A 24,772-nucleotide genomic window follows, 5' to 3' on the forward strand; every position below is an offset into this window, starting at 1 on the left:
GCGGCGGTCGAGCGGGCGTCCCAGATGGCGGTCAGGGGTGCGCGCTCGACCGACGGCCCGGTGTCACGTCGGGGACGGGCTGCCCTTCACAACCTCGCCGGTGGCGGCGTCGACGGTGGCCTCGTGCTTGGTGCCGTCGGGCGTGACCAGCTCACCCTCCCACACGGTCTTGCCGTGCTCGGTGCCCAGCCGCAGCTCGGCGATCCGCCCTTCAGGCACGGCGGCCACGAGCTTGTCGGCCGCCTGGACGTAGTCGACCTTGGCCGCGGCCAGCTCCTCCTTGCGCTTGGCCTTGGCGGCGGCGTCTTCCTCCTCGGTGGTGGGGCCGCGCACGACCTTGCCGTTCTCGATGTCCATCTTGTGTTCGGTGCCGTCTTCCCCGACGACATGTGCCTCCCACCACCGGCCATTCTCCTCGCTCTCGATGGCGACGAGCTTGGAGCCGGGCACCGCCGCTATCGCGGCCTGGGCGGCCTGCTTGAGGTGTTCGAGGCTGACCGTGCCTGGGCTGCCGGTCGGTGACCCGGTGGGGCTGGCCGGCTCTGTGGTGGCCGTGGGCGAGCCGAGCGTCGGCGAGGACTGCTCGGACAGCCGTTCCGCCTCCCTGGCGGCAGTGCCACAGCCTGTCGCGAGCACCGTCGCGCCGATCAGGGCCCCGATGATCGTCTTGTTCATACCTGGACGCTGCCCGCCAGAAGGCAAAGCATTCGCCCAGGTCAGCGGGCACGGCTCTACTTCACTCCCGCCTCGCGCATGTCGCGCAGCTCGCGTTTGAGCTCCTTGATCTCGTCGCGCAGCCGCGCGGCCACCTCGAACTGGAGGTCGGCCGCCGCCTGGTGCATCTGCTCGGTCAGCGACTCGACGAGCGACTCCATCTGCGCCCGCGGCATCTCGCCCGCGATGGCCTTGGCGTGCTGACCGGCCTGACCTGCCTGGCGGGCCAGGCCGGGCACGGGCGCCTTGCCCCGCGACTGCTGACGGCCCCCGCCGAGCAGGCGGTCGGTGTCGGCGTCTTCGCGCTGGAGCGAGTCGAGGATGTCGGCGATCTTCTTGCGCAGCGGCTGCGGGTCGATGCCGTTGGCCTCGTTGTAGGCGATCTGCTTGGCCCGGCGCCGGTTGGTCTCGTCGATCGCGCGCTCCATCGACGGGGTGACCTTGTCGGCGTACATGTGGACCTGGCCGGAGACGTTACGGGCGGCGCGGCCGATGGTCTGGATGAGCGACGTCTCCGAGCGCAGGAAGCCCTCCTTGTCGGCGTCGAGGATCGCCACCAGCGACACCTCGGGCAGGTCGAGGCCCTCGCGCAGCAGGTTGATGCCGACCAGCACGTCGAACTCGCCCGTGCGCAGCTCCCGCAGCAGCTCGATGCGGCGCAGCGTGTCGACCTCGCTGTGCAGGTAGCGGACCCGGATGCCGAGTTCGAGAAGATAGTCGGTCAGGTCTTCGGACATCTTCTTGGTCAGCGTGGTGACCAGCACGCGCTCGTCGCGACCGGCCCGCTCGCGGATCTCGTGGACCAGGTCGTCGATCTGGCCCTTGGTGGGCTTGACCACGATCTCGGGGTCGACCAGGCCGGTCGGGCGGATGACCTGCTCGACCACGTCGCCCTTGGCCCGCCCCAGCTCGTAGGGCCCGGGCGTGGCCGACAGATAGACGGTCTGCCCGATGCGTTCGAGGAACTCCTCCCACTTCAGCGGCCGGTTGTCGAGCGCCGACGGCAGCCGGAAGCCGTGCTCGACCAGCGTGCGCTTGCGGGAGGCGTCGCCTTCGTACATCGCGCCGATCTGCGGCACCGTCTGGTGCGACTCGTCGAGCACCAGCACGAAGTCTTCCGGGAAGTAGTCGAGCAGCGTGTTGGGCGCGCTGCCGGCCTCGCGGCCGTCCATGTGGCGCGAGTAGTTTTCGATGCCGGAGCAGGTGCCGATCTGGCGCATCATCTCGATGTCGTACGTCGTGCGCATCCGCAGCCGCTGCGCCTCCAGCAGCTTGCCCTGCCGCTCCAGCTCGGCCAGCCGGTCGGCCAGCTCGATCTCGATGCCGGCCACGGCGGCGGCCATGCGCTGCTCGCCCGCGACGTAGTGGGAGGCGGGGAAGATGTAGAGCTCTTCGTCCTCGGTGATGACCTCGCCGGTCAGCGGGTGCATGGTCGAGAGCTTCTCGATCTCGTCGCCGAACATCTCGATGCGCACGGCCAGCTCTTCGTATTTCGGGATGATCTCGATCGTGTCGCCGCGCACTCGGAACGTGCCCCGGGTGAAGGCCAGGTCGTTGCGCGTGTACTGCATGTCGACCAGGCGGCGCAGGAGCTGGTCGCGCTCGACGTCCATGCCGACGCGCAGCCGGGCCATGCGGTCGACGTATTCCTGCGGCGTGCCCAGGCCGTAGATGCACGACACCGAGGCGACCACGATGGTGTCGCGGCGGGTGAGCAGCGAGTTGGTGGCCGAGTGGCGCAACCGCTCGACCTCGTCGTTGATCGAGGAGTCTTTCTCGATGTAGGTGTCGCTCTGCGGGACGTAGGCCTCGGGCTGGTAGTAGTCGTAGTAGGAGACGAAGTATTCGACCGCGTTGTTGGGCAGCATCTCGCGCAGCTCGTTGGCGAACTGCGCGGCGAGGGTCTTGTTGGGCTGCATGACCAGCGCGGGCCGCTGCAGCCGCTCGATCAGCCAGGCGATGGTGGCCGTCTTGCCGGTGCCGGTGGCGCCCAGCAGGACGTTGTCCTTCTCTCCGGCCTTGACGCGGCGCTCCAGCTCGGCGATGGCCGTCGGCTGGTCGCCGGAGGGAGTCATCTCGGTGACGACCTCGAAGGGCGCCACCTTCCGCTGCAAATCAGTGACCGGTCGCATGCTGCCACTGTAGGCGGCGCCACCGACATCTTCGCCGGGTGCCTTCGTCAGGCCGTACGCTCGCCGATGCGGGGGAACGGGGTGGTGGAGAAGACCACCTCGACGGGCACCTCGAAATATTCGGCGATCCGCAGCGCCAGGTAAAGGCTTGGACTGTATTCGCCGCGTTCGAGGTAACCGACGGTCTGATAGTGCACCCCCAGCGCGTCGGCGAGCTGCCTGCGGGTCACGTTCCGCTCTGCGCGCAGCAGCGCGATGCGGTTGTAGACGATCTCGCTCATCAGGACGTAGTTTCTCAGGTGACCCGCTGCATCGCCCGATGGCGGCGCTGTTCCATCGCCGAGCCAGACTCGCGCCTGGCCATCCTGCGCAGGATCGGAGGCGCCAGCACCAGCCCGGCCACGGCCCACGCGAGCAGCACGAGCGTGGTCTCCACCGGCCGCCACGAGCCGCCGATCTCCGCGGCGGCGGCCGCGTCGGGCAGCAGCGCCGAGCGCATGCCCAGGCCGAGCCAGTAGAGCGGGAAGACGTGGGCCAGCGCCTGCAGCCAGCCGGCCAGCGCGGTGATCGGGTAGAAGACGCCCGAGACGGCGGTGAGACCGCCGATGGCGAGCATGGACATCCCGGCCGCGGTCTGCGGGCTGCCGGCCAGCGAGCCGATGACCGCGCCCAGCGGCAGCGCCGACAGCAGGCCCAGCACCGTGAGCCAGGCGATGGTGAGCCAGTTGCCCAGCCCGATCCCGAACAGCCCCGGTACGAAGAACAGCCCCGCGACGAGCATCAGCACCAGCGACGCCACGGTGGAGAAGGACAACGACACGATCCGGCCGACGAGGTAGCCGATCATGCCCTGGGGCAGGGCCTTGGCCCTGAGCAGAGTGCCGTCCTCCCTTTCGACGGACAGCGAGCCCACGGCGCCCAGCAGGCCGTTGACCGGGATCAGCAGCCCGAGCAGGCTGGGCAGCGTGGCCGCCGCCAGCGGCAGGTCGGTGCCGGGCAGCGTCGCGTCGCGCTGGAAGTAGAGCACGACGGCGAAGGCCACGGTGCTGACCACGGTGAACCCCAGGTCCTGTGGGGTGGTCAGTTGTTGCTTGAACTCGATCCAGCCGCGGGACAGCCCGAGCCGGGCGGCGTGCAGCGTGGGGTTCACGCTTCCTCCCCCTTGACGATGGTCATGTAGGTGTCCTCGAGCGTGGCCCGGCGTACCTCCAGGTCGCCGATCCCGGTGGGGTGCTGGTCGAGCAGGTCGCGGACGAAGCCGACGGCGTCCTGTGTGGCGTGCACGAAGTGCTCGCCGTCGCGGCTCCAGCGCACCTGGGCGTCGCGGGAGAACTCGCGGGCGAGCCTGTCGGGGCTGCCGTCGGCGACGATGCGGCCACCGGCGAGGATGAGGATGCGGTCGGCGAGCTTCTCGGCCTCGTCGAGGTCGTGCGTGGTGAGCAGGATCGTGGTGTCGTCGAGGTCGGACAGCCGGTGGACGAGGTCGTGGAAGTCGCGCCTGGCCTGGGGGTCGAAGCCGGCGGTCGGCTCGTCGAGGAAGAGCACCTCGGGGCGCCCGACGATGCCGATGGCGACGTCGAGGCGGCGCCGCTGCCCGCCGGAGAGCCGGTTGATGCGCTGGCCGGCGTGTTCGGCGAGCCCGACGGCCTCGATCAGCTCGCCGGTGTCGAGCGGTGTCCTGCCGGGGTCCGCGTACGGCTCGTAGTAGCGGCTCAGGTGCTCCAGGAGCTGGCGCACCCGCCAGCGCCCGTGGTCGCGCCACGACTGGAGCACCACGCCCAGCCGGGCCCGCCAGCGCTCGTCGCCGCGGGCCGGCTCGACGCCCAGCACGCGTACGTGGCCGGCGGACGGCATCCGGAACCCCTCCAGGATCTCGATCGTGGTCGTCTTGCCCGCGCCGTTGGGCCCGAGCAGCGCGATCACCTCACCGGGGTGGACGACGAAGGCGACGTCCCGCAGGACCTCCTTCTGCCCGTACGCCATCCGCAGCCCGCGCGCCTCGATGGCGGCGGCCGTCTCCCCGATGTCCGTACCGCCTGTCAGCTCTCTCAACGCTCCCATCGATCCTCCAGATAGTAGGTCTACTACATCAATAGCACACCTACTACACCCTGCAATAGATATATGACACGCATTGCAAGCGAACAGTAAGTCGCACCCGATACGGTCTGAATCGCCTGTAGCGGAAAAGGAAGGTTCAATGTCACGACCCAGAGAGGCACTGATCCAGGCAGGGCAGGGCATAGCCCAAGCGGTGGCCCAGGGGGGTGACGTACGCCATGCGATGGGTCAGGCCGTGGGGCAGGTGATGGACCAGGCGGGGAACCTGGCTGGTCAAGCCCCGGGGTTCAGGCTGAACCCGTACGACTTCGCCGCCGCCCGCGACGGCGGCGCGTCCGTCGGCACCCTCATCGAGGCCAGGTCCGCGTCACTGAACGAGGCCGGCGAGATCGTCAACCGCAGCTTCGCCGAGAACGGCATGCACGTCATCTCTCCCGTGGTGATCCCCAAGGGCAGCACCGCCAAGATGGTCGTGCCGCTGGGCATCCTCGTGCTGCTCGGCCTCATCGGCGCGCTCGGCAACATCATCCCGAGCTCCGACGTGGTGTTCGGCCCGCACTACTGGGTGGTGCTGGTGCTGGCCGCCGCGTTCCTGTGGTGGCGGCGCAGCGTGGTGATGGTGCCCGAGGGCTGCAAGGCGCTGATCACCCAGTTCGGCAAGCTGGTGCAGATCGCCGACCCCGGCCGGGTGACGCTGTTCAACCCGTGGAAGCGGGTCAGCTACATCGTCAACACCACCCGCGAGTACCCGTTCAACGCGCCGATCAGCGAGGCACCCACCCAGCAGGGCGTCAAGGCCAGCGTGGACCTCTTCCTGCAGTTCAGGATCGAGAACCCGGCGGAGTTCATCTTCGTGCTCGGCTCGGTCAGCGGCTTCCAGTCCAAGCTCCAGAACGCCATCAGCGAGGTCACCCGCTCCCTGATCTACGCCCAGCGCGCCGAGGACATCTACGACCTCGTCGGCGAGAGCACGCTCGGCATGCTGGAGAGCCTCAACCAGCAGTTCCTGCCCGCCGTACGGCTCACCGACGTCAACATCACGCACGCCGAGCCGTCCAGCCAGGAGTACCGCATGGACCTGGCCGCCCCCGAGATGGTCCGGGTCGCCAAGGAGGCCTACACCTACGAGTACGAGCTGCAACTGCGCAAGGAGCAGAACGAGGGCGACCTGGTCAAGGAGCTGGCCGGGCTGCAGGAGACGCTGAGCGCCATCCAGGCGGAGATCGCCGGCTACCAGGCCCGGATGGACACCGCGCTCGAACGCGCCAGCCACCAGGCCACCGCGCAGGCCAGGCAGCGCCTGGTCGAGGCCGAGTCCACGGCCAACGCCAACGCCGCGCTCCTGGAGGCGCAGGCGCTGGACATCCGGGCGCTGTCGGCCGCCGAGGCGCCCGAGATCCTCGACTACCGCTTCCAGCAGGACCTGCTCAACAAGCTCGAGTCCGTCGCCACCCGGCTGCCCCAGGTGGTGCAGGTGGGCGAGCAGACCGACATCGACTTCCTGGCCCTGGCCCAGCAGCTCGTGGGCGGCAAGGACGCGGTGCTGTTCTCCCCCGAGGACATGGCCGCCATCCGTTCCAGGCTCGACGAGATCGCCACCCGCGTACGCGAGCGGGAGGACGAGATCGGCGCCCTCCTGGAGCGGACCGCCGCCGACGTCACCCAGCCGCCGGTGACGCCGGAGCCGGACTCCGAGCTGGACAGCACCGTCGAGCGGCTGCTGCCGGGCGGCAGGCACCATGTCAACCCGGGGAGTGAGATCTGATGAGCCGCGAGTTTTCGAAGATCAAGGAGTCGCTGGCCTCCTGGGGGGACATCCGCCAGCTCCTGCGGGGCGGCGAGCAGGGCCAGCTCGTGCCCGTCGTCATCCCCAAGGACCGGCGCGGCTTCGCCTGGATGACGCTGGTGTTCCTGGCTCTGTACTTCGCGGGGATGGCGGCGCTCACCGACCTCACCCTCCTCGCCGCGCTCGCGGCGCTGGTGTCCCTGCTCGCGGCGCTGGTCACGATGTGGCGCAAGGCGATCATCGAGATCGAGGAGGGCACCACCGGCGTGCGCAGCCGCTGGGGCGCCATCGTCGGCACCCTCCCGCCGGGCCGCCACTACCTGTGGCTGCCGTGGGACCGGGTGGACGCGGTCGTCGACACCTCCACCGAGATCCCGTACTCGGCGCCGATCGTGGCCTGCCCCACGGCCGAGAACGTGCCGCTGAAGTCGATCGAGTTCTTCCTGAAGTTCCGGATCGTGGACCCCGTGGCGTTCGTGCGCACGATCGGCGCGGGCAACTTCGACCTGGTGCTGTCGAGCGCCGTGCAGGACGCGATCAGGCAGCGCAGCCGCCGGGTCAACACCGAGCGCGCCTACGACCTGCGCGGCTCCGACGTCGGCGACATGCAGGACGCGCTCAACCGCCAGCTCGGCCGCTACGGCGTGCGCGTCACCGGCGCCAACATCCCCGACGTGCAACTGCCCGACCAGTACCAGCAGCACCTGGCCACCCGCGAGAAGGTGGCCAAGGAGCTGTCGGCATATGAGCGCGAGTGGGAGCTGACCCGCAAGCGCCGCATCGACACGCTGCTCATGGAGATCGAACGCTCCAAGAAGACCCGTGACGCCCGGGTCGTCGAGGTCAAGGCCGCCCACAACAAGGCGCGCAAGGACGTGGCGCGCATGCTGGAGGAGCAGGAGACCGAGGCGCAGCGGGTGACGTGGGAGATCGAGGCGCGCGGCCGGGCCGAGCTGACCGCCGCCGAGAACGAGGCCAAGGCGCTGCGGCGGCTGGCCGAGTCGTACCGGGACAACCGGGCCGTGCTGCACTACGAGCTGGCCCGCCGACGCCTCGACGTGGGCGCCAAACTCGCGGAGAACGCCCCCCAGCCGCTGGTCGTACGCACCCAGCAGGGCCAGTCGGACTCCGCTCTGTCCACCCTCCTCCTGGCCCAGTTGCTCCCCCGCATCTCGGGCACGGGAGCGGGCCAGATCAACGGTCACAAACCTTCCGCATAGGAGAACCCCATGGTGTTCCGCAAGTTGATGGCCGCGTTCGGTGCGGGCGTCGAGGTCGACACGGTGCTGACCAACACGGGCGTGCGTCCGGGCGAGCCGCTGCGCGGCGTCGTCCACTTCCGTGGCGGCAACTCCGAGTACAAGGTCGAGGGCATCCACATCGACCTCACCGCCGTGGTGGAGGTCGAGTCGGGCGACAGCGAGTACAAGACGTCCTACAGCTTCCTGCGCCAGCAGGTGGCCGGGACGTTCCAGCTCGCGGCGGGCGCGCAGCACCAGCACCCGTTCGAGATCCCGATCCCGTGGGAGACGCCGATCAGCGCGATCGCCGGGCACCCGCTGCACGGCATGAAGCTGGGCGTCCAGACCGAGCTGGCGCTGGCGGGCGCGCTGGACAAGGGCGACCTCGACCCGCTGTTCGTCAGCCCGCTGCCGGCCCAGGACCACGTGCTCGGCGCGCTGGACCGGCTGGGCTTCCAGTTCAAGAAGGCCGACCTGGAGCGCGGCACCCTCTACGGGTCGACCATGCCGTTCTTCCAGGAGATCGAGTACTACGCGGGCGGCCAGTGGCGGCGTCACTTCAACGAGCTGGAGCTGACGTTCATCGCCGGGCCGCGGCAGATGGACGTCATCCTGGAGGCCGACAAGCGGGGCGGCTTCCTGACCTCCAGCCACGACTCCTACAACCGCTTCACCGTCCGCTACGACGAGTCGCCCAGCTCGGCGGAGGCGGCCCTGCAGCGCGGCCTGGAGCAGATGGCCCGCAACCGCGGCTGGTTCTGACCCCGGGCCCCCGGCACTCAAGCCGGCGGAGTCGAGCAGCGGCTCGACGCCGCCCGCCGTCGTCCGTCCCGAAGCACGGCGGGTTCCTGGCGCGGGCGAAGGCGGGCGGGAAAGTCCCGCAGGCTAGGCACTTCGCTCCTTTCCGTGTGCTGGCAGTCGCCTGGCGCGGTCGTTACCATGACGTCGGGGACTGACCGATCGTCGGACGGTGGGGCGAGCGATGGCACGGTTCATGGCGGCGTTGAAGCGGAGCGCCCCATGGGCGGCGCGCAACGCCGACGGCGCCATCGCGCTCGGGCTGGCGATCGTGGTCGGCGTGCTCGGCATCATGCCCGACGAGATCTTCGGCCCCAAGGGCGACGAGATCCAGACGCAGCTCGTGACCGCCGCGACGCTCGTGATCCTGGCGCTGGTGGCCACGGCGCTGCTGCGCGACCGCGCCCGTCAGGCCCCCGTCGAGAAGACGATCACCTCGGGCGCGCTGGCCGAGCTGCCCGTGCGGCTGGCCCGCCTGGAGCAGATCGAGACGCTGGCCCACAGCACGCGCAGGGCGCTCGACGCGCTGCAGCTCGTCCGGGTCCTGGGCAGCAGGCAGGAGATCGCCCAGTCCCACGCCGAGGCCAGGAAGGACACCACCCGGTGGAGCTTCAAGGGCGGCACCGGCACCTACCTGCGCGCGGTCACGCTGCCGAAGTGCGTGGAGGCCGCCCGCAGGGACAAACGCCACCTCACGGTACGGATCGAGGTCATCGACCCGTCCGACAAGGAGTTGTGCGCCAAGTACGCCAACTACCGCCGCTCGCTGTCCAACGTCCCCGACGGCACCGGCGAGGTGTGGACGACCGACCGGGTCAGGAAGGAGTCGTACGCCACCATCCTCGCCGCCTTCTGGCACCGCCAGGACTACACCCTGCTCGACATCGGGGTGGGCCTGTCGTCGACGATGACCACGTTCCGCTGGGACCTGTCGACCACCCGGCTGATCATGACGGTCGAAGACCCGAACATGGCGATGACCGCGCTGGCCGGCACGTTCTACTACGAAAACTGCGACACCGAGCTGCGGCTCAGCTTCGAGCAGGCGCGGCGGGTGCCGCTGGAGATGTACCAGGACGTGCCGCTCAGCAAGGAGCCCACCACGGAGGAGGTGCAGGAGCTGTTCGAACGCATCGGGGTGCCCCTGCCCAAGACCTACAGCGATCGTGACATCGTGGAGATCGCCCTCAAGGCGCTCCGTGCCCCGGACCCGTACGCATGAGTCACCGACGGGTTCAGCGGCTCGTACGCGAGGGCGAGGCCCGCGCGTGGGCCCTGGGGGAGCTGTCCAGGCCCGACCTGAGCGCGGTGCGCCACCCGCTCGGGTTCGTGTGCCTGCCGCTGGAGCGCGACGGCGGCGAGGGCGTGTGCCTGCACCTGTGGTCCGGCTCGCTCCCGCACGCCGAGACCACCACCTCCCAGATCCACTGCCACAGCTGGGACCTGGTCAGCCACGTGCTCTACGGCCAGATGCGCAACGTGCACGCGGTGGTCACCGACGCCGGCTCCGACGCCACGCACCGGGTCTACGAGGTGGTCAGCGGGGCCGACGGCGACCGCATCTCGCCCACCCACCGCACGGTGCGGCACGCCACGAGCCTGGTGGAGGTGTTCGGGCCCGGCGACACCTACACTCTTGACGCGGGCCGGTTCCACAGCAGCGTCGTGCCCGAGGGCGACGAGGCGGCCACGATCGCCCTGGGGCGCGGCCGGCCCGGCAGCCGTGATCTGTCGCTGGGCCCGCTGGGCGGCGCCGCCCACCACGTGTCCAGGCAGTCGCTGGACTCCGAGGAGACCGCCCTGGCCGTCCGTCTGATCACCGCGCACCTGACCTGAGAGGGCACCCGATGGACCTGGATCACGCTCGCATGGTCGCCGTCGAAGCCGCCGAGGCAGCGGGAGCGCTGCTCCGGGAGGGCGTGCGGAGCGCCGGAGAAGATCTGGCCGGTCTGGGCGTGCGGGCCAAGGGCGCGGCGGGCGACGTGGTGACCGATCTCGACCTGGCCTCGGAGAAGCTGCTGCTGGAACGGATACTGACGGCGTACCCGTCGCACACGGTGATAGCCGAGGAGTCGGGGCTGGCGGGGGCGGCGGGAGGCGAGTGGACGTGGCTGGTCGACCCGCTCGACGGCACCAACAACGTGGCCATCGGGCTGCCCGCGTACGTGGTCGGCGTGGCGCTCTGCCGGGACGGGTGCCCCCAACTGGGCGTGGTGCACGACCCGGTCTCCGCGCAGACGTGGTCGGCCGTGCGCGGCGGGGGCGCGGTGGCGTCCTCGGGGGCGCGCCTGGCGGCCCCGTACGCGCCGAGCCCGCACGGTCCGCTGCTGGCCTGGACCCAGGGCTACGGCCTGGCCAGGGACGACACGACCGTACGGCGGCTGAAGACGGCGCTCGACCTCAACGCGCGCCGGGTGCTCCAGCTATGGGCGCCGCTGCTGGCGTGGGCGATGCTGGCGCGCGGCGACATCGACGGCATCGTGGGTTACCGGGCCGGGGTGGTCGACCTGCCGGCCGGGGCGCTGCTGGCGCAGGAGGCGGGCATCGAGATCCGGGCGCTGGACGGCGGGCCGTACGAGGAGTGCATCGACACCCCTGCCGACGAGCGCAGCTTCGTGGCCGCACACCCCCGGGCCCTGCCGGGGTTGCTGGCGTTCCTGGGCTGAGGCCGATCCGCCACCTCGGGCAAGCCGCCTCAGGCGAACGCGACCAGCGCCCACACCGTCGCCACCAGCCCGACGACGGCCAGGCCCGCGCCGGTGAGCAGGAAGCGGCGCATCGGCACCCGCACCCCGTGACGGCGGCACGACTCGAACCACAGCAGCGTGGCCAGCGACGCCCACGGGGTGATGACCGGGCCGACGTTGGTGCCGACCAGCAGGGCCAGCAGGCGGTCGGGGTCGGTGGCCGGGATGACCGCTTCGACGGCCTGGTAGGCGGGCAGGTTGTTGATCGCGTTGGACAGCGCGGCGCCCACGGCGGCCGTGCGGTAGGGGTCGCCCTCGGCGCCGATCATCCAGCTCATCAGCCCGGACAGGCCGTGCGCGCTGAGCGTGGGCACCACCAGGAACAGGCCGGTCACCAGGACGACGAGCTGCCACGGGATCAGGCTCCACGTCAGGCGCTCGCGGGCGCGCAGCACGAAGGCCGCCACCACGACGGCGGCCGCCGCGGTGGCGGCGAGGGCGACGTGCGCCTCGGCCAGCAGCAGCACGATGAACAGCAGGCAGCCGGCCGAGGCGGTCGCGAAGAGCGCGCGGTCGGCGACCGGCTCCAGCACCGGCGGCGTGTAGCGCAGGTCGCGCCGCTCGCCGCGCCGCCAGAAGAACACCCACAGGAACGCCATCGTCACCGCGATCGAGACGACCTGGGGCGCCCACATGCGGGCGGCGAACTCCGTGGCGTCGAGGCCGATCTTGTCCATGCCGAGGAGGTTGGTCAGGTTGGAGACCGGCAGCAGCAGGCTCGCGGTGTTGGCCAGCCAGATCGTGGTCATGGCCAGGGGCAGCGCGGCGATGCGGGCCCGGGGTGCCAGGGCGAGCATGACGGGGGTGAGCAGGACGGCCGTCGTGTCCAGGTTCAGAAATATCGTGACGAACGACGCGAAGGCCGTACAGAGCACGAAAAGCGCGGCGTAGTTACCGCGCCCGAGCACCGCCATCCTGGCCGCGATGGCGTCGAAGACCTGCGCCTCCTTGGTCAGCTCGGCCAGCACGATGATCGCCACCAGGAAGATCAGCAGCGGCCCGACGCTCTCGAAGCTCTCGGCGGCCCGGGCCCAGGGCAGCAGCCCGGTGACCAGGAAGACCAGGCCCAGAGCCAGCAGCCCGATCCTCACCCAGTCGAGTACGCCCAGACGCCGCCACACCCGACGATGATCGCACACGGACTCCAAATCACCGATCCCACGGGGGATACTGAGCAGATGGCACGTGACGGCAGGCCGACCGACATCTTTGTCAGCTACTCCCCGGCCGACACGGCCTGGGCCACCTGGATCGCCTGGGAGCTGGAGGCGGCGGGCTACAAGACCATGATCCAGGCGTGGGACTTCGTGCCCGGCACCAACTTCATCGACTTCATGGACCGCGGGGTCAGCGAGGCGCAGCTCGTCGTGGCCGTGCTCTCGCGCAACTACCTGGGCTCCCGCTACGGCCGCCTGGAGTGGCAGGCCGCGCTGCGCGCCGACCCCGACCACCCGTCCAACAAGCTCGTCACGATCAGGCTGGAGGACGTGCGGCTCGAAGGGCTGCTGTCCACGATCACCTGGGTCGACCTGCTGGGCGTCACCGACCCGGGGCAGGCCAGGGCGCTGCTGCTGGGCCGGGTCAGAGAGGCAATGTCCGGCCGGGCCAAGCCGGAGGCCGCGCCGGCCTTCCCCGACGGCTCCCGCCCGCCGCCGCCCGCCCCGACGCTGCCGCCGCCCGCCGAGCGGTCCAGGGCCAGGCGCACGCCGGTCACCGCGCCGAAGTTCCCGCCGTCGGCCGGTGACGGCCGGGCCCGCGAGTCGATCAGCGTGCTGCACATCGGCGGGCCCCGGTTCGGCCGGGCGCTGCCCGACCCCGGCGACCCGTTCACGCCGGAGGACATGCAGGCGCGCATCTGGGCCGACCTGACCGCCATGTACGACCGCGGCATGCCCCGCCCCGACCTGATGGTCGTCAGCGGCGACCTGACCGAGTCGGGCAGCCTGGGGCAGTTCGGGCAGGCGACGCGGTTCGTGACCGACCTGCGGCTGCTGATCGGGCTGGAGCCGCACCGCCTCGTCCTGCTGCCCGGCCCGCGCGACGTCACCAAGGCCGCCGCCAGCGCGTACTTCATGACCTGCGAGGCCGACGACGTGAGCCCGCAGCCGCCCTACTGGCCCAAGTGGCGCCACTTCGCCAAGCTGTTCGGCGAGGTGTACCAGGGGCTGGACGACCGGGTGTTCGACGGCGGGCAGCCGTGGACGCTGTTCGAGGTGCCCGACCTGAAGGTGGTCGTGGCCGGGCTCAACTCGACGATGGCGATGAGCCATCTGGAGCGCGACGCGTACGCGCTGCTCGGGGAGGCCCAGGCGGCCTGGTTCGCCGAGCGGCTGCGGCCGTACGAGGAGAGCGCGTGGCTGCGCCTGGGCGCCCTGGGGCACCCACCGGAAGAGCTGAGAGACGCGGCGACGTTCGAACGCCTGCTGGGGCATCGGCTCAACCTGCTCTTCCACGGCGGCACGGGTACGGCGGCCGAGGGCCGGGTGGCCACGCCGCGCGCCGGGCGGCACCAGGTCGTCGAGATCGGCCCCGACGGGCTGCGTACGTGGTTGCCCGACGAGGGCCGCCCCGACCGGGTGCGCGCCCGCTGGCGGGCCGCGCAGGCCACGTTCAGCGGCGAGAGCCCGGCGCTTCCACCGCCCGCGCCAGAGCCGGAAGTACGCGAGCCCACCCCGGTCGAGTTGCTGCTCGACCGCATCGCCGAGGTCTGCGAGGCCCGGCACGAGCGCGCCAGGATCCGCAGGTTCGACACGCACCTGGTCGTCACCCACCCCGAAGACGGGTTCGTCCGGCAGATGATGATCGGCGCGCACGTGGGCGAGGTGGCCGAGGAGGCGGCGGCGGAGTTCGTCCGGCGGGCGCACGCGGCGGGCCTGTCCGCCGAGCTGGTCTACCAGGGGCCGCCCGCGCCGCGGGCGCTGCGCGACGACCTGATGCGCAGGGGTGTGCGGCTGCGCAGCTTCACCGAGTTCCAGGGGCTGCTCGACCTGAGCGGCTACGTCACCGAGCAGACCGTCCGGCTGACGAACGACCGCCGCTACCCGCCCGCCCTCTACGTGCCCCAGCGCTACCGCGAGCTCGACCGCCCAGGCAGCCAGGTCAAGCACGGCCTGACCGACGAGCTGATGCGCCTGCTGGCCGCCGACCACGGCCGGTTCCTGCTGCTGCTGGGCGACTTCGGCCACGGCAAGACGTTCGCGCTGCGCGAGCTGGCCCGCCGCATCCCGGCCGAGCTGCCGCACCTGACGCCGATCCTCATCGAGCTGCGCGCCCTCGACAAGGCGCAGTCGGTGGACGCGCTGGTGGCGGCCCATCTGGCGAGCCATGGCGAGGAGTTCATCGACCTCAAGGCGTTCCGCTACCTGCTGCGGCAGGGCCGGATCGTGCTGCTGTTCGACGGGTTCGACGAGCTGGTGGCCCGGCTGACCTACGACCGGGCGGCCGACCACCTGGCCACGCTGCTGGCCGCGGCCGACGACAAGGCCAAGATCGTGGTGGCCAGCCGCACCCAGCACTTCAAGTCGCACAGCCAGGTGCTGACCTCGCTGGGCGAGATGGTCGGGGTGCTGCCCCAGCGGCGGGTGCTCGCCGTCCAGAACTTCGCGCCCGACCAGATCCGCTCCTACCTGGCCAACCGGTTCTCCGGCGGCGACGAGGCACACGCGCGCATGTCGCTGCTGGGAGAGATCGAGGACCTGCTGGCGCTGGCCCAGAACCCGCGCATGCTCAGCTTCATCGCCGACCTCGACGCCGACCGCCTGCGTACGGTGGCCGAGGCCCGCCACACGATCAGCCCCGCCCTGCTGTACGAGGAGATCCTCGGCTCCTGGCTGGCCTTCGAGGAGCGGCGGGCGCGCGTCCCCGGCTCGGCGGCCGGGCTGACCCTCGACGAGCTGTGGCGGGCGGTGACCGCGCTGGCGGCGCGGCTGTGGGAGTCCGGCGAGTCGCTGCTGGGCCTTGACGAGCTGACCGAGATCGGCGAGACGCTGACCGACCTGGCCGACGGGCAGCTCTCGGCCGCGCACGCCGCGTTCAGGATGGGCTCGGGGAGCCTGCTCGTCCGTACCGACGAGGGGATGTTCGGGTTCATCCACGCCTCGGTGATGGAGTGGCTGATCGCCCGGCACATCGCCACCACCGTGGACAACCCGGTCCTGCTGTCGCGCCGGCCGCTGTCGGCGCTGACCGTGGAGTTCCTGTGCGACCTGGCCGACGTACGCGCGCTGCGGGCGTGGGTGAACGACCCGCCGCCCGACGACGTGTCCAGGGCCAACGCGGTCAAGATCGCCGCCAGGCTGCGCACCCCCGCCCGCGCCGACCTGCGCGGGGCCAACCTCAAGGGCGAGGACCTGTCGGCCAGAGACCTGCGGGAGGTCGACCTGACCGGCGCCGACCTGTCGGAGGCGACGCTGGCCGGCACCAACCTGTCCAGGGCCACCCTGCGCGGGGCCGCGCTGAGGGGCGCCCGCCTCGACGGCGCCCAGCTCACCGGCGCCGACCTGCGCGACGCGGACCTGTCGGGCGCACGGCTGACCCGGGTCGACCTGAGCGACGCGACCGTCGAGGGCGCCCGCTGGCACCGGGCCTCGCTCATCGACGTGACCGGCACGCTGCCCCACCTGCCGGGCGCGGCCGTGGTGCCGGGGCAGCCGGTCGAGGTGGAGTTCGCGCCCGCCGGCATCGGCGTCCCGTACGGCTACCGCTTCGACACCAGCCGCCTGCCCGAGCCCATCGCCTACAGCCCCGACGGGGCCATGATCGCGGTCGGCAACGAGGACGGCGGCGTGCTGCTGTGCGCGGGCGGCACGCCCGTGCGCACGCTCCAGGGGCACCGGGGCCGCGTCTACGCGGTCGGCTTCGCCGGCGACCTGCTGGCCACGGGTGCGAGCGACGGCGTCGTGCTGCTGTGGGACACGCTGACCGGCGAACCCGTGCGCAAGCTCGTGGGCCATCCCGACGGCGTCTGGCCGCTGCGCCTCGACCCGTCGGGCGAGCTGGTGGCCGGGGGCGGCGGCGACGGCGTCGTACGGGTGTGGGAGACCGCCACCGGGCGGCTGGCGCACGAGCTGAGCGGCCACCGGGCGCCGGTCTTCACGGCCTGCTTCAGCGGCACGGCACTGGTGACCGGCGACTCGGCGGGCGTGGTCCGGGTCTGGGACCTCGGCTCCGGGCAGATGAAGGAGACGCTCGGCGAGCACCGGGGCAGCGTCTTCCGCGCCGCCCTCAGCCCCGACGGCCGGCTGCTGGCCACCTGCGACGAGGCGGGCACCGTCCGGTTGTGGGACACCGCCACCTGGACCCAGTTGCACGCGCTGACCGGGCACCTGGGCAGCGTCTACTGCGTGGCGTTCTCGCCCGACGGCTCGCTGCTGGCCTCCGGCGACACGAAGGGCGCGGTACGCCTGTGGAGCCCGTCCGGCGAGTCCCGCGGCGTGCACACCACCCACGCGGCGGCCGTCTACCAGGTCACCTTCAGCCCTGACGGGCAGGTGCTGGCCAGCGGCGACGCCAACGGCGTGGTGCGGCTGCAGCCCGTCGGCGGCGGGCAGCGGGTCGAGCTGACCGGGCACCGCAGCTCGGTCTGGCCGTTCGCCTACAGCCCCGACGGGCAGCAACTGGCCACCAGCAGCAACGACGGCACCGTGCGGCTGTGGGATCCGGCGACGGGCCACAGCCAGCGGGTGCTGCGCGGGCACGGGCGGCGCATCTCCTCCGTCAGGTTCAGCGCCGACGGCACGATGCTGGCGACCAGCGGCAACGACGGCATCGTACGCGTGTGGGAGCCGCGCACCGGGCGGCGGCTGCGCGAGTTCACCGGCACGTCCGACCGGCTGATCTCGGCCTCCTTCTCCCCCGCCGGCCCGACGCTGGCCACCTCCAGCAACGACGGCGGCGTGCACTTCTGGAACGCCGCCACCGGCGACTACGAGCGCGAGCTGCACGCCGAGACCGACCACGTGTGGGCCGAGGCGTTCAGCCCCGACGGCCAGGCGCTGGCCACGGCCAACGACGACGACAGCGTACGCGTCTGGTACCGCCCGACCGGGCGGCTGGTGGTCAACCTGACGGACCACCGCGGGCGGGTGCGCTCGATCGCGTTCAGCCCCGACGGCGAATATGTGGCCACCGGCTGCGACGACAAGCTCGTCCGGCTGTGGCACGTGGCCACCGGCGGCCGGGTGGCCACCCTGGAGGGGCATGCCGACCGGGTCTTCTCGGTGGCCTTCTCCCCCGACGGCCGCCACCTGGCCAGCGCGGGCAACGACGGCAGGGCGATGGTGTGGGAGCTGCGGCCGGGCCAGGCGTGGCAGCCGCGGCTGGTGCACACGCTGCGGCACGAAGGGCGGCTGTGGAGCGTGGCGTTCGACGCCTCCGGCGACAGGATCGCCACCGGCGGCGACGACCTGCTCGTACGCGTCTGGGACACCGCGACCGGCGAGGCCCGGCACGTCCTGGCCGGGCACAGCCGGCGGGTCTGGTCGGTCGCCTTCAGCCCTGCCTCCGACCTGCTGGCCAGCGCCGGCGACGACGGCGTGGTGATCCTCTGGGAAGGCGGCGAGCGGCGGGCGACCCTGCTCGCGCTGCCCGAGGGGTGGGCCGCGCTGGCGCCCGACGGCCGGTACAAGGTGCACGGCGAGCCCGGCGGGCAGTTCTGGCACGTGGTGGGCATGTCGCGGTTCGAGCTGGGGGAGCTGGACGCGTACCTGCCGGGGGTGCGGCAGGTGCCGCTCGACTCGCCCTTCTGACCGTCCCGGCTTGGCACGGTCCCGGCATGGCGCGGTCAGTACACCTCGATCCGGTCCATGCTGATCACCGTGCTGCCCGAGGCGGGATTGCGTTCCCCGGTCACCCGCACCCGCAACGTGTGCGGCCCCGGCGCGAGTACCGGGCTCAGGTAGTTGAGCTGCTCACCCACCCGGATGCCGCTGTAGTAGTCCACGCGCTGCTCGGGGCCGCCGTCGACGGAGATGGCGGCGATGCCGTTGCCCTGGTCGCGCACGCTCAGCAGGGCCACCCGCGTGCCGGTGAAGCTGACCGTCGCGGTCGCGTCGGCCTGGCCGCTCCAGTGGTCGTCGCCCCAGAAGCACTGGGTGCCGCAGCCGGAGCCGGACTGCCACGTGCCCGCGTACGTCACCTGCGCGTCGAAGTCGTTGATCGCCGACGTGGCCGCGCCCGGGTCGCCGGACGGGAGCTGCTGCGTGGCCCCGGCGGCCAGTGGGCGGCCGAAGTTCGGGGTGCCGTCGGCGTTCCAGGTGAACCGCTGCACGCGGGTGGTGCGGAAGTCGTAGGTGTAGGCGCCGGTGTTCTTGGCGTGGTAGGCGATCCAGTCCTCGGTGCCGTCCGGGGAGCGGAAGAACGAGTGGTGGCCGGGCCCCCACACGCCGGTCGCGTCGTTGCGGGAGAACACCGGGCCCGGGTGCTGCGTCCAGTTGGCGGCCACCATGGGGTCGGCGCCGTTCGCGATGCTCTTCATCCAGAGCTGGTAGTCGGGCTTGCCGGTGTCGCAGGCCGAGTAGGTCAGGAACGTCCTGCCGTTGCGGTAGAGCGGGGTCGGGCCCTCGCGTACCTCGGCGCAGCCGCCGTCGGCGGGGATGGCGACCCGGCCGCCGTTGACGGTCCACGGGTTGCTCATCCTGGCGATGTAGAGCTGCGCGGGGCCGCCCATGCCCCGCCCTGGGCCGGTCCAGACGAAGTACGACACGCCGTTGTGGGTGATCGGCTCGCCGTCGATGGCGTACTCGCCGAAGTCGGCGATCTTGGCCTTGAACGCGTACGGGCCCATGGGGTCGTCGCCGGCCGACTCCAGGACGTACATGCGATGGTTGGCGTCCACGCCGTCGGAGGCGGTGTAGTAGATGTACCAGCGGGATCCGACGTGGCGGAAGGCGGGCGCCCACATCTGCGTGTTGCGGCCGGGGTCGCCGTCGCGCCAGACGACCTGCTCGGGCGCGGCCAGCAGGGTGGCGAGGCTGGGCGAGCGCCAGATCCCGATCCGGTCGCCGCGCGTGGTGGCCACGTAGTAGTTGCCGTCGTGGTACATCAGGCTGGGGTCGGCGGCGGCGTTGACCGGGTTACGGAACGACCCCGCCGCCGCGTCCGCGGGAACGGCGGGGCCCGTGGGGACGATCAGGCTCACGACGACGGCCAGGCCGGACAAGGCGGCACGCCAGAGTGATGGACGCGGCATCGGCGGTCCTTCCACGATCCTGTCGGGCGATCTTTCCGATCGTCACGGAAGGACGTCATGCCGTCAACGGGGCGGAGAGCAGGAGCCCCGGCACACCGACGGGCCGCTCCAGCCCTCTGCGGCGCGAAAGAGCACCAGGTGCGGGGCTGCGTGACCCCGCAGGCCGAAACCCAACCTCGTGGCCCGGCGCGTCCTCAGCCTCCGGCGGCGCGGAAGAGCGCCAAACCTCCTGGCCCAGCGCGTTCTCAGCCTCCGGCGGCGCGCAGAAGCACCAGGTCGCCCCAGACCTCGTCCACCCGGGAGTCGAGCTCCTCCAGTGAGCCCTCGTTGGGGATGACGATGTCGGCCGCCGCCAGGCGTTCCTCCCGGGTGGCCTGGGCGGCGATGCGGGCTCTGGCGTCGGACTCGGACATGCCGCGCTGCCCGGTCAGCCGCCTGATGCGCAGGTCGTCGGAGGCGTCGACGACGATGACGACGTCGTACATGGGGGTCAGTTTGTTCTCCACCAGGAGCGGCACGTCGTACACCATGATCGCGTCGAGGGCGGCCTCCCGCTGGAGCTGCGCCACCCGCTCCCCCACGAGCGGGTGCACGATCCCGTTGAGCGCGGCGAGCTGCTCGGAGTCGGCGAAGACGAGCGAGCCGAGCTTCTCCCTGTTGAGCGAACCGTCGGGATGGAGCACCTCGTCGCCGAACCTGGCCACCACCCGCGCCAGCCCCGGCGTGCCGGGCGCCACCACCTCACGCGCGATCTTGTCAGCGTCGATCACCATCGCGCCCTTGGCCGACAGCCGCTTGGACACCTCGCTCTTGCCGGAACCGATCCCGCCGGTGAGCCCGATTTTCAGCACGCGAGCAGCCTATCCACCCTCAGCGCGAGCCGCCGACCCCTGCAGACGGCCGGTGCCAGGTCAGGATCGGAGGGTCACTGCGCATGCTGTGACCGGTCCGGGGACATGCGCATGTGCACGATCGTCAGGTGGTCGTCCATGCGCTCGCGGCTGGTCTCCCGGTAGCCCAGGCGTCGGCAGAGCCGCAGGTGCCCGTCGGACAGGTGGCCGGTGGACAGATCGAACGCCGTGGCCTCGGCCACCCGCTCGTGCAGGGCGCGCAGCAGGGCCGTGCCGATCCCCTGCCCCTGCCGGTCGGGGGCGACGACGAGGCGGCTGACCAGGCAGGTGGCGCCCGACGACCGCCCGCGTACGGAGCCCACGATCCGCCCGGCGTCGACCGCCTTGAGCACGACCGCGCTCTCGACGACCTTGCGCACCTGCTCCAGCGACTCCACCAGCGCCGGGATGTACGGATCACCGTAGAGCTGGGCCTCGCTGAGATAGGCCGCCCGCTGCAGGGTGAGGATCTCGCCCGCGTCCGCCGCCACAGCCGCTTCTATGATCACCCGCGCCACCCTATCTCAGGAGCCGTGACCGGCCGTCAGCTCCGCCGGGCACAAGGTGCGGGGCGGGGGCGGCCGGCCGTTGACGAGGTAGGCGTGCACCCGGGCGCGCAGGCAGGTGGCGCGGAGCTTGGCGGCCCCCTGCTCCAGGTACGCGCCGTGCCCGTCGCCGTGCCAGAGCGTCGTCGCGCCGGGGATCCGCGCGGCCAGGCGGGCGGAGGCGGAGGCGGGGCCGACCGTGTCCAGCCGCCCGATGCCGACGAGCACCGAGGGGCCCTTGCCCAGGTGCACGGGGCGCGGCGGCCAGGCGGGACGTCCGCTCAGGCCCAGGCAACGGCCGACCTCGTAGCGGCCGCTCAGCCAGCCCACGCGGGGCGCGACCGCGCGCAGCCGCTCCTCCATCGCCAGGAATCGGCGGTAGCCGGGCACGGCGGGCATGAAGTCGTGGCACAGCATCGACCGGGTCACCGTCGCGGGCGCGACCGGCGGCGGCTCGTCCGCCATCGCGGCCAGCGGACCCGGGTCGCCCGCCTCGGCGGCCGACAGCGCCCGCGCCAACTCGGGCCAGCGCCGGGGGACGAGCCCGGCGAACACGGCGGCGGCGATCCGGCGGTCGTCCAGCGTACGTCCTGGGCCGGGCAGGGGCGCCCCGTCGAGCAGCCCGTCGAGCACCGACACTGCGTCGTCGTCGAGGGGACAGCCCAGGTGCGCGGCACACCAGTCGCGGAACCGGGCCAACTGCCGCTCGGCCGCCCGCGCGTGGGCGATCAGCCTCCGCCCGACGCCGGGCTCGCCGTGGTCGGGAACGCCCTCCAGGTACATCCGCTCGACCCTGCGTGGAAACAGCTCCAGGTACGCCTGCCCGTACACCGCCCCGTAGCCGTTGCCGAAGTACCGCAGCCGCCGCTCGCCGAGGGCGGCGCGCAGGGCGTCGAGGTCGTGTGCCACCTGCCAGGACGTGAGGCCCGCGTAGGCGGGTCCGGCGGCGATGCGGCAACTGCGGTCGTAGGCGGCGTTGTCACGCGCGTACGCACGCCACGCGGCCCGCCCAGGGGCCATCTGGAGCCTGCGGGGGTCGGGCTGCGGCACGGAACACCGCACCATGGCCGGACTCCCCCGGTCACCGATGCCGCGCGGCTCCACGAGCACCACGTCGAACCACCGGGCCAGCTCGCTGACGGTGTCGGGCCGCTGCCGCACCCCCTGAACGGTGGAGCCCTCCCCCGTGTTCACGACCAGCGCCCCCATGCTCCGGACGGGGTCACGGGCCGGCATCCTGGCCAGATCGATCTCCGTACGGGCGCCGCCCGGCCGAGCCCAGTCGACCGGCACCGACAACCTCCCGCACTGCAACCCATCCCCACAGTCCCACCACCCCTCCCACCCCCACCCACGCCCTGCCACGCGCCCACCGCCAAAAACCCCAGCCCGCTTCCCCGTCTCCAAAGCACCACCCACCACACCACCCGAGCCACCGTCGCGCCCAGAAAGCCCACCACCCACCACACCCAGACCACCGGCAAACGCCGGACCACCACCACCCACCACCCCCGGGCCACCAGCGGGCGCCACGAATCGGCCACCCGCCACGCCCAAGCCACCAGCCGACGCCGGAAGACCTCCGTCCGTCGCACCCAGACCACCAGCGGACGCCAAGGACCGGCCGCCCGCAACGCCCAGGCCACCGGCGGGCGCCGGGAGTCCACCACCGGCCGCGCCCAGGTCGGCGGGGACAGCCCGAGCGGGCCGGGCACCTGTCACTGAGTGCCCGCCCGCTACAGACCCACCCGCTGAGGGCCCGCCCACAACGGGCCCCGCCCTCCCGCGAGCCGTGGCCCCGGCATCCGACATCCCCGAGCCGCCAACGACAACAGCGACGACAATCGTGGCGGCAGTGGCGGTGGCGGCGATCAGAGCGACCGCCGCCCGGCCAATCCGCCGCGCCCACTGAACGCCCGGCGCCCACTGAACGCGACCCACCGACGGATCACACCGCATCCGCCCAACCCGGCGCACCGGCAAAACACGCCGCATCCACTGAACGCGACACACCGACCAGACCCGCCACATTCGACGAACGCCACGGGCCGACCCAAGGCGACGGGCCGACCCATCACGACGGGCCGACCCATCACGACGGGTCGACGCGGCACGACGGGCCGACGCCACACGGCGAACCGACGCACCACCAGGGGCCGACCCATCACGACGAGCCAACGCGACACGACGGGCCGACGCGACACGAGGGGCCGACCCATCACGACGGGCCGCCCCAAGGTCACCTACCCACGCGACACGACAGACCCACTGAAGCCACTGACGACCCCGCTGACCCCCCTGACGGCGCCGTGCCCACTGAACCATGTTCACGTGCATCGCCCCCGGGAGTCGCGGCCGCCACAAAGCGCAGCCCAGTTTCCCAGCGCCCGGCCGCGCGGATCAGTGCCTTACCAAGGCCGGAGGTAAAATCTGCACCCCCTTCAGCGCCGTGTCCCGAAAAATTCCCGTATACCGTTCACCAGCGGCTCGGGCGCCGCCATGGCCACCATGTGGCTGGGGCTCTGCGCCTGCCCCCAGTACGCGAGATCGTTACCGCGTTCCGCGATCCGCCTCAGCACCGAGGGCCCGCCGTGCGTCACCCCGGACGGCACCACGGTCTGCTCGATGGGCAGCCCGGCCGCGCCGTCGTAGTACGTCCAGGACGACGACCCGCCGGTGCCGGTGAACCAGTACAGGCTGGCGTTGGTGAGCACCAGGTCCCTGGCGATGTGCTCGGCCTCCGGCTCGTCCCACCCGTCGAACTCCTTGAACCTCTCCACCAGATAGGCGAGCTGCATCACCGGCGAGTCGGCGAACCCGTACGCGAGCGTCTGCGGCCTGGCCGCCAGGTACGGCCCGTACCCGCTGCCCCCGGACATCCGCCCGGCCATCACCTCCAGCTCGGCCAGTTCCTCGGCACTGGCCCCGTCCAGTTCTCCGGGCTTGCCGGTGGGGATGCCGAGCCCGGCCGTGATGAGCGAGCCGACCACGTGCTCGGCGGCCAGGACCGCGAGCTGCGGCGTGACGAGGGCTCCCGCGTCGTTGCCCTGCGCGCCGTAGCGCTCGTACCCGAGCCGGCTCATCAGCTCGGCCCAGGTGCGCGCCACCCGCTCGATGCTCCACGGCCGCTGGTCGGCGGGCTCCGGGAACGGCGAGAACCCGAACCCGGGCAGCGAAGGCGCCACGACGTGGAAGGCGACGGAGGGGTCGAGGCCGTGGCCGCGCGGGTCGGTGAGCGGCCCGATCACGTCGAGGAACTCGGCCACGGTGTTCGGCCAGCTATGCGTCATGATCAGCGGCAGCGCGCCGGGCTCGGGCGAGCGTACGTGCAGGTAGTGGATCGTCTGCCCGTCGATGACGGTGGTGAACTGCGGGAAGGCGTTCAGGCGGGTCTCCTGGGCGCGCCAGTCGAACCCGTCGGCCCAGTACGCGGCCAGCTCGCGCAGGTAGGCCACCGGCACGCCCCTGCTCCACCCGCCGGGCAACTGCGCCGCCCACCTGGTACGCCTCAGGCGGTCGTACAGGTCGTCGAGGTCGGTCTGCGGAATATCGATACGGAAGGGCTTGATTTCGTCCATGACCAGCACCGTAACCCCCAACGCGGAACGTTTCGTTCCGCAATTACCTCCGGCCTCCCGCAGCCCACCACCCGCCGTCCTCCGAGACCCCC

The 24,772-nt window shown here is 71.7% G+C and carries 18 protein-coding genes; 7 read left to right on the plus strand and 11 right to left on the minus strand.

All coding sequences use genetic code 11. The annotated features are described in order from the left end of the window. Nucleotides 1-63: 63 nt before the first annotated feature. Genes ABD844_RS10865 through ABD844_RS10885 form a run of 5 tightly spaced genes read right to left on the minus strand, consistent with a single transcriptional unit; the run spans nucleotide 64 to nucleotide 4,907 of the window. On the minus strand, nucleotides 64-675 hold the full coding sequence (locus tag ABD844_RS10865) for a PepSY domain-containing protein (protein WP_344875608.1): 612 nt from the start codon (nucleotides 673-675) through the stop codon (nucleotides 64-66). Between the two features lie 56 nt (nucleotides 676-731). Next, a complete protein-coding gene (gene uvrB / locus ABD844_RS10870; protein ID WP_344875610.1) occupies nucleotides 732-2,846 on the minus strand; it encodes an excinuclease ABC subunit UvrB in 2,115 nt (704 codons plus the stop codon). Nucleotides 2,847-2,893: 47 nt separating this feature from the next. Further along, entirely contained in the window at nucleotides 2,894-3,127 is a 234-nt protein-coding gene (locus ABD844_RS10875) for a helix-turn-helix transcriptional regulator (protein WP_344875612.1), read from the minus strand. Between the two features lie 14 nt (nucleotides 3,128-3,141). Continuing rightward, nucleotides 3,142-3,996, minus strand: a complete 855-nt coding sequence (locus ABD844_RS10880; protein WP_344875614.1) for an ABC transporter permease — start codon at nucleotides 3,994-3,996, stop codon at nucleotides 3,142-3,144. After that, nucleotides 3,993-4,907: an ABC transporter ATP-binding protein gene (locus ABD844_RS10885; RefSeq protein ID WP_344875616.1), complete on the minus strand. Its 915-nt coding sequence runs from the start codon at nucleotides 4,905-4,907 to the stop codon at nucleotides 3,993-3,995. Before ABD844_RS10885 ends, ABD844_RS10880 begins: the two co-directional genes overlap by 4 nt. A gap of 139 nt (nucleotides 4,908-5,046) precedes the next feature. On the opposite strand from ABD844_RS10885, the gene ABD844_RS10890 reads away from it, so the two are divergent. The 6 genes from ABD844_RS10890 (at nucleotide 5,047) to ABD844_RS10915 (ending at nucleotide 11,398) form a co-directional block, all read left to right on the plus strand. Beyond that, nucleotides 5,047-6,672: an SPFH domain-containing protein gene (locus ABD844_RS10890; protein ID WP_344875618.1), complete on the plus strand. Its 1,626-nt coding sequence runs from the start codon at nucleotides 5,047-5,049 to the stop codon at nucleotides 6,670-6,672. Then, nucleotides 6,672-7,913 carry an SPFH domain-containing protein gene (locus ABD844_RS10895; RefSeq protein WP_344875620.1) on the plus strand — a complete coding sequence of 414 codons (1,242 nt, stop codon included), beginning with the start codon at nucleotides 6,672-6,674 and terminating at the stop codon, nucleotides 7,911-7,913. The genes ABD844_RS10890 and ABD844_RS10895 overlap by 1 nt, the downstream gene beginning before the upstream one ends. 9 nt (nucleotides 7,914-7,922) lie before the next feature. Beyond that, nucleotides 7,923-8,696 (plus strand): sporulation protein, encoded by a 774-nt coding sequence (locus ABD844_RS10900; RefSeq protein WP_344875622.1) that lies wholly within the window; start codon nucleotides 7,923-7,925, stop codon nucleotides 8,694-8,696. Nucleotides 8,697-8,916: 220 nt separating this feature from the next. Then, complete coding sequence (locus ABD844_RS10905; RefSeq protein ID WP_344875624.1) at nucleotides 8,917-9,954, plus strand: hypothetical protein; 1,038 nt, start codon at nucleotides 8,917-8,919, stop codon at nucleotides 9,952-9,954. Next, the gene (locus ABD844_RS10910; protein ID WP_344875626.1) at nucleotides 9,951-10,568 is read left to right on the plus strand and encodes a hypothetical protein; all 618 of its coding nucleotides are present in this window, start codon (nucleotides 9,951-9,953) and stop codon (nucleotides 10,566-10,568) included. Before ABD844_RS10905 ends, ABD844_RS10910 begins: the two co-directional genes overlap by 4 nt. Nucleotides 10,569-10,600: 32 nt before the next feature. Next, a complete protein-coding gene (locus ABD844_RS10915; protein WP_344875627.1) occupies nucleotides 10,601-11,398 on the plus strand; it encodes an inositol monophosphatase family protein in 798 nt (265 codons plus the stop codon). A gap of 29 nt (nucleotides 11,399-11,427) precedes the next feature. Here ABD844_RS10915 and ABD844_RS10920 read toward each other — a convergent pair whose 3' ends face one another. Beyond that, a complete protein-coding gene (locus ABD844_RS10920; RefSeq protein ID WP_344875629.1) occupies nucleotides 11,428-12,600 on the minus strand; it encodes an ArsB/NhaD family transporter in 1,173 nt (390 codons plus the stop codon). A gap of 57 nt (nucleotides 12,601-12,657) precedes the next feature. Between ABD844_RS10920 and ABD844_RS10925 the strand changes: the two genes are divergently transcribed. After that, on the plus strand, nucleotides 12,658-18,225 hold the full coding sequence (locus ABD844_RS10925) for a WD40 domain-containing protein (RefSeq protein WP_344875631.1): 5,568 nt from the start codon (nucleotides 12,658-12,660) through the stop codon (nucleotides 18,223-18,225). Between the two features lie 35 nt (nucleotides 18,226-18,260). Here ABD844_RS10925 and ABD844_RS10930 read toward each other — a convergent pair whose 3' ends face one another. The 5 genes from ABD844_RS10930 to ABD844_RS10950 form a co-directional block, all read right to left on the minus strand. After that, the gene (locus tag ABD844_RS10930; RefSeq protein WP_344875633.1) at nucleotides 18,261-19,667 is read right to left on the minus strand and encodes a glycoside hydrolase family 43 protein; all 1,407 of its coding nucleotides are present in this window, start codon (nucleotides 19,665-19,667) and stop codon (nucleotides 18,261-18,263) included. Between the two features lie 245 nt (nucleotides 19,668-19,912). Continuing rightward, the gene (gene coaE, locus ABD844_RS10935; RefSeq protein WP_344875635.1) at nucleotides 19,913-20,518 is read right to left on the minus strand and encodes a dephospho-CoA kinase; all 606 of its coding nucleotides are present in this window, start codon (nucleotides 20,516-20,518) and stop codon (nucleotides 19,913-19,915) included. Nucleotides 20,519-20,592: 74 nt separating this feature from the next. Continuing rightward, the gene (locus ABD844_RS10940; protein WP_344875777.1) at nucleotides 20,593-21,063 is read right to left on the minus strand and encodes a GNAT family N-acetyltransferase; all 471 of its coding nucleotides are present in this window, start codon (nucleotides 21,061-21,063) and stop codon (nucleotides 20,593-20,595) included. Nucleotides 21,064-21,081: 18 nt separating this feature from the next. Beyond that, nucleotides 21,082-22,395 carry an alpha/beta hydrolase gene (locus ABD844_RS10945; RefSeq protein ID WP_344875637.1) on the minus strand — a complete coding sequence of 438 codons (1,314 nt, stop codon included), beginning with the start codon at nucleotides 22,393-22,395 and terminating at the stop codon, nucleotides 21,082-21,084. A 1,148-nt stretch (nucleotides 22,396-23,543) separates the two neighbouring features. Continuing rightward, nucleotides 23,544-24,680 (minus strand): epoxide hydrolase family protein, encoded by a 1,137-nt coding sequence (locus ABD844_RS10950; RefSeq protein ID WP_344875639.1) that lies wholly within the window; start codon nucleotides 24,678-24,680, stop codon nucleotides 23,544-23,546. Between the last annotated feature and the right edge of the window lie 92 nt (nucleotides 24,681-24,772).

Source organism: Nonomuraea antimicrobica, from assembly GCF_039536965.1.
In the GTDB taxonomy this organism is placed as follows: domain Bacteria; phylum Actinomycetota; class Actinomycetes; order Streptosporangiales; family Streptosporangiaceae; genus Nonomuraea; species Nonomuraea antimicrobica.

Bases quoted from the DNA above. Each gene is read 5' to 3' on its own strand.
- ABD844_RS10905 (WP_344875624.1), top strand. From the start codon at position 8,917: ATGGCACGGTTCATGGCGGCGTTGAAGCGGAGCGCCCCATGGGCGGCG.
- ABD844_RS10900 (WP_344875622.1), top strand. From the start codon at position 7,923: ATGGTGTTCCGCAAGTTGATGGCCGCGTTCGGTGCGGGCGTCGAGGTC.
- ABD844_RS10950 (WP_344875639.1), bottom strand. From the start codon at position 24,680: ATGGACGAAATCAAGCCCTTCCGTATCGATATTCCGCAGACCGACCTC.
- ABD844_RS10875 (WP_344875612.1), bottom strand. From the start codon at position 3,127: ATGAGCGAGATCGTCTACAACCGCATCGCGCTGCTGCGCGCAGAGCGG.
- ABD844_RS10925 (WP_344875631.1), top strand. From the start codon at position 12,658: ATGGCACGTGACGGCAGGCCGACCGACATCTTTGTCAGCTACTCCCCG.
- ABD844_RS10930 (WP_344875633.1), bottom strand. From the start codon at position 19,667: ATGCCGCGTCCATCACTCTGGCGTGCCGCCTTGTCCGGCCTGGCCGTC.
- ABD844_RS10890 (WP_344875618.1), top strand. From the start codon at position 5,047: ATGTCACGACCCAGAGAGGCACTGATCCAGGCAGGGCAGGGCATAGCC.
- ABD844_RS10915 (WP_344875627.1), top strand. From the start codon at position 10,601: ATGGTCGCCGTCGAAGCCGCCGAGGCAGCGGGAGCGCTGCTCCGGGAG.
- ABD844_RS10910 (WP_344875626.1), top strand. From the start codon at position 9,951: ATGAGTCACCGACGGGTTCAGCGGCTCGTACGCGAGGGCGAGGCCCGC.
- uvrB (WP_344875610.1), bottom strand. From the start codon at position 2,846: ATGCGACCGGTCACTGATTTGCAGCGGAAGGTGGCGCCCTTCGAGGTC.
- ABD844_RS10895 (WP_344875620.1), top strand. From the start codon at position 6,672: ATGAGCCGCGAGTTTTCGAAGATCAAGGAGTCGCTGGCCTCCTGGGGG.
- ABD844_RS10885 (WP_344875616.1), bottom strand. From the start codon at position 4,907: ATGGGAGCGTTGAGAGAGCTGACAGGCGGTACGGACATCGGGGAGACG.
- ABD844_RS10865 (WP_344875608.1), bottom strand. From the start codon at position 675: ATGAACAAGACGATCATCGGGGCCCTGATCGGCGCGACGGTGCTCGCG.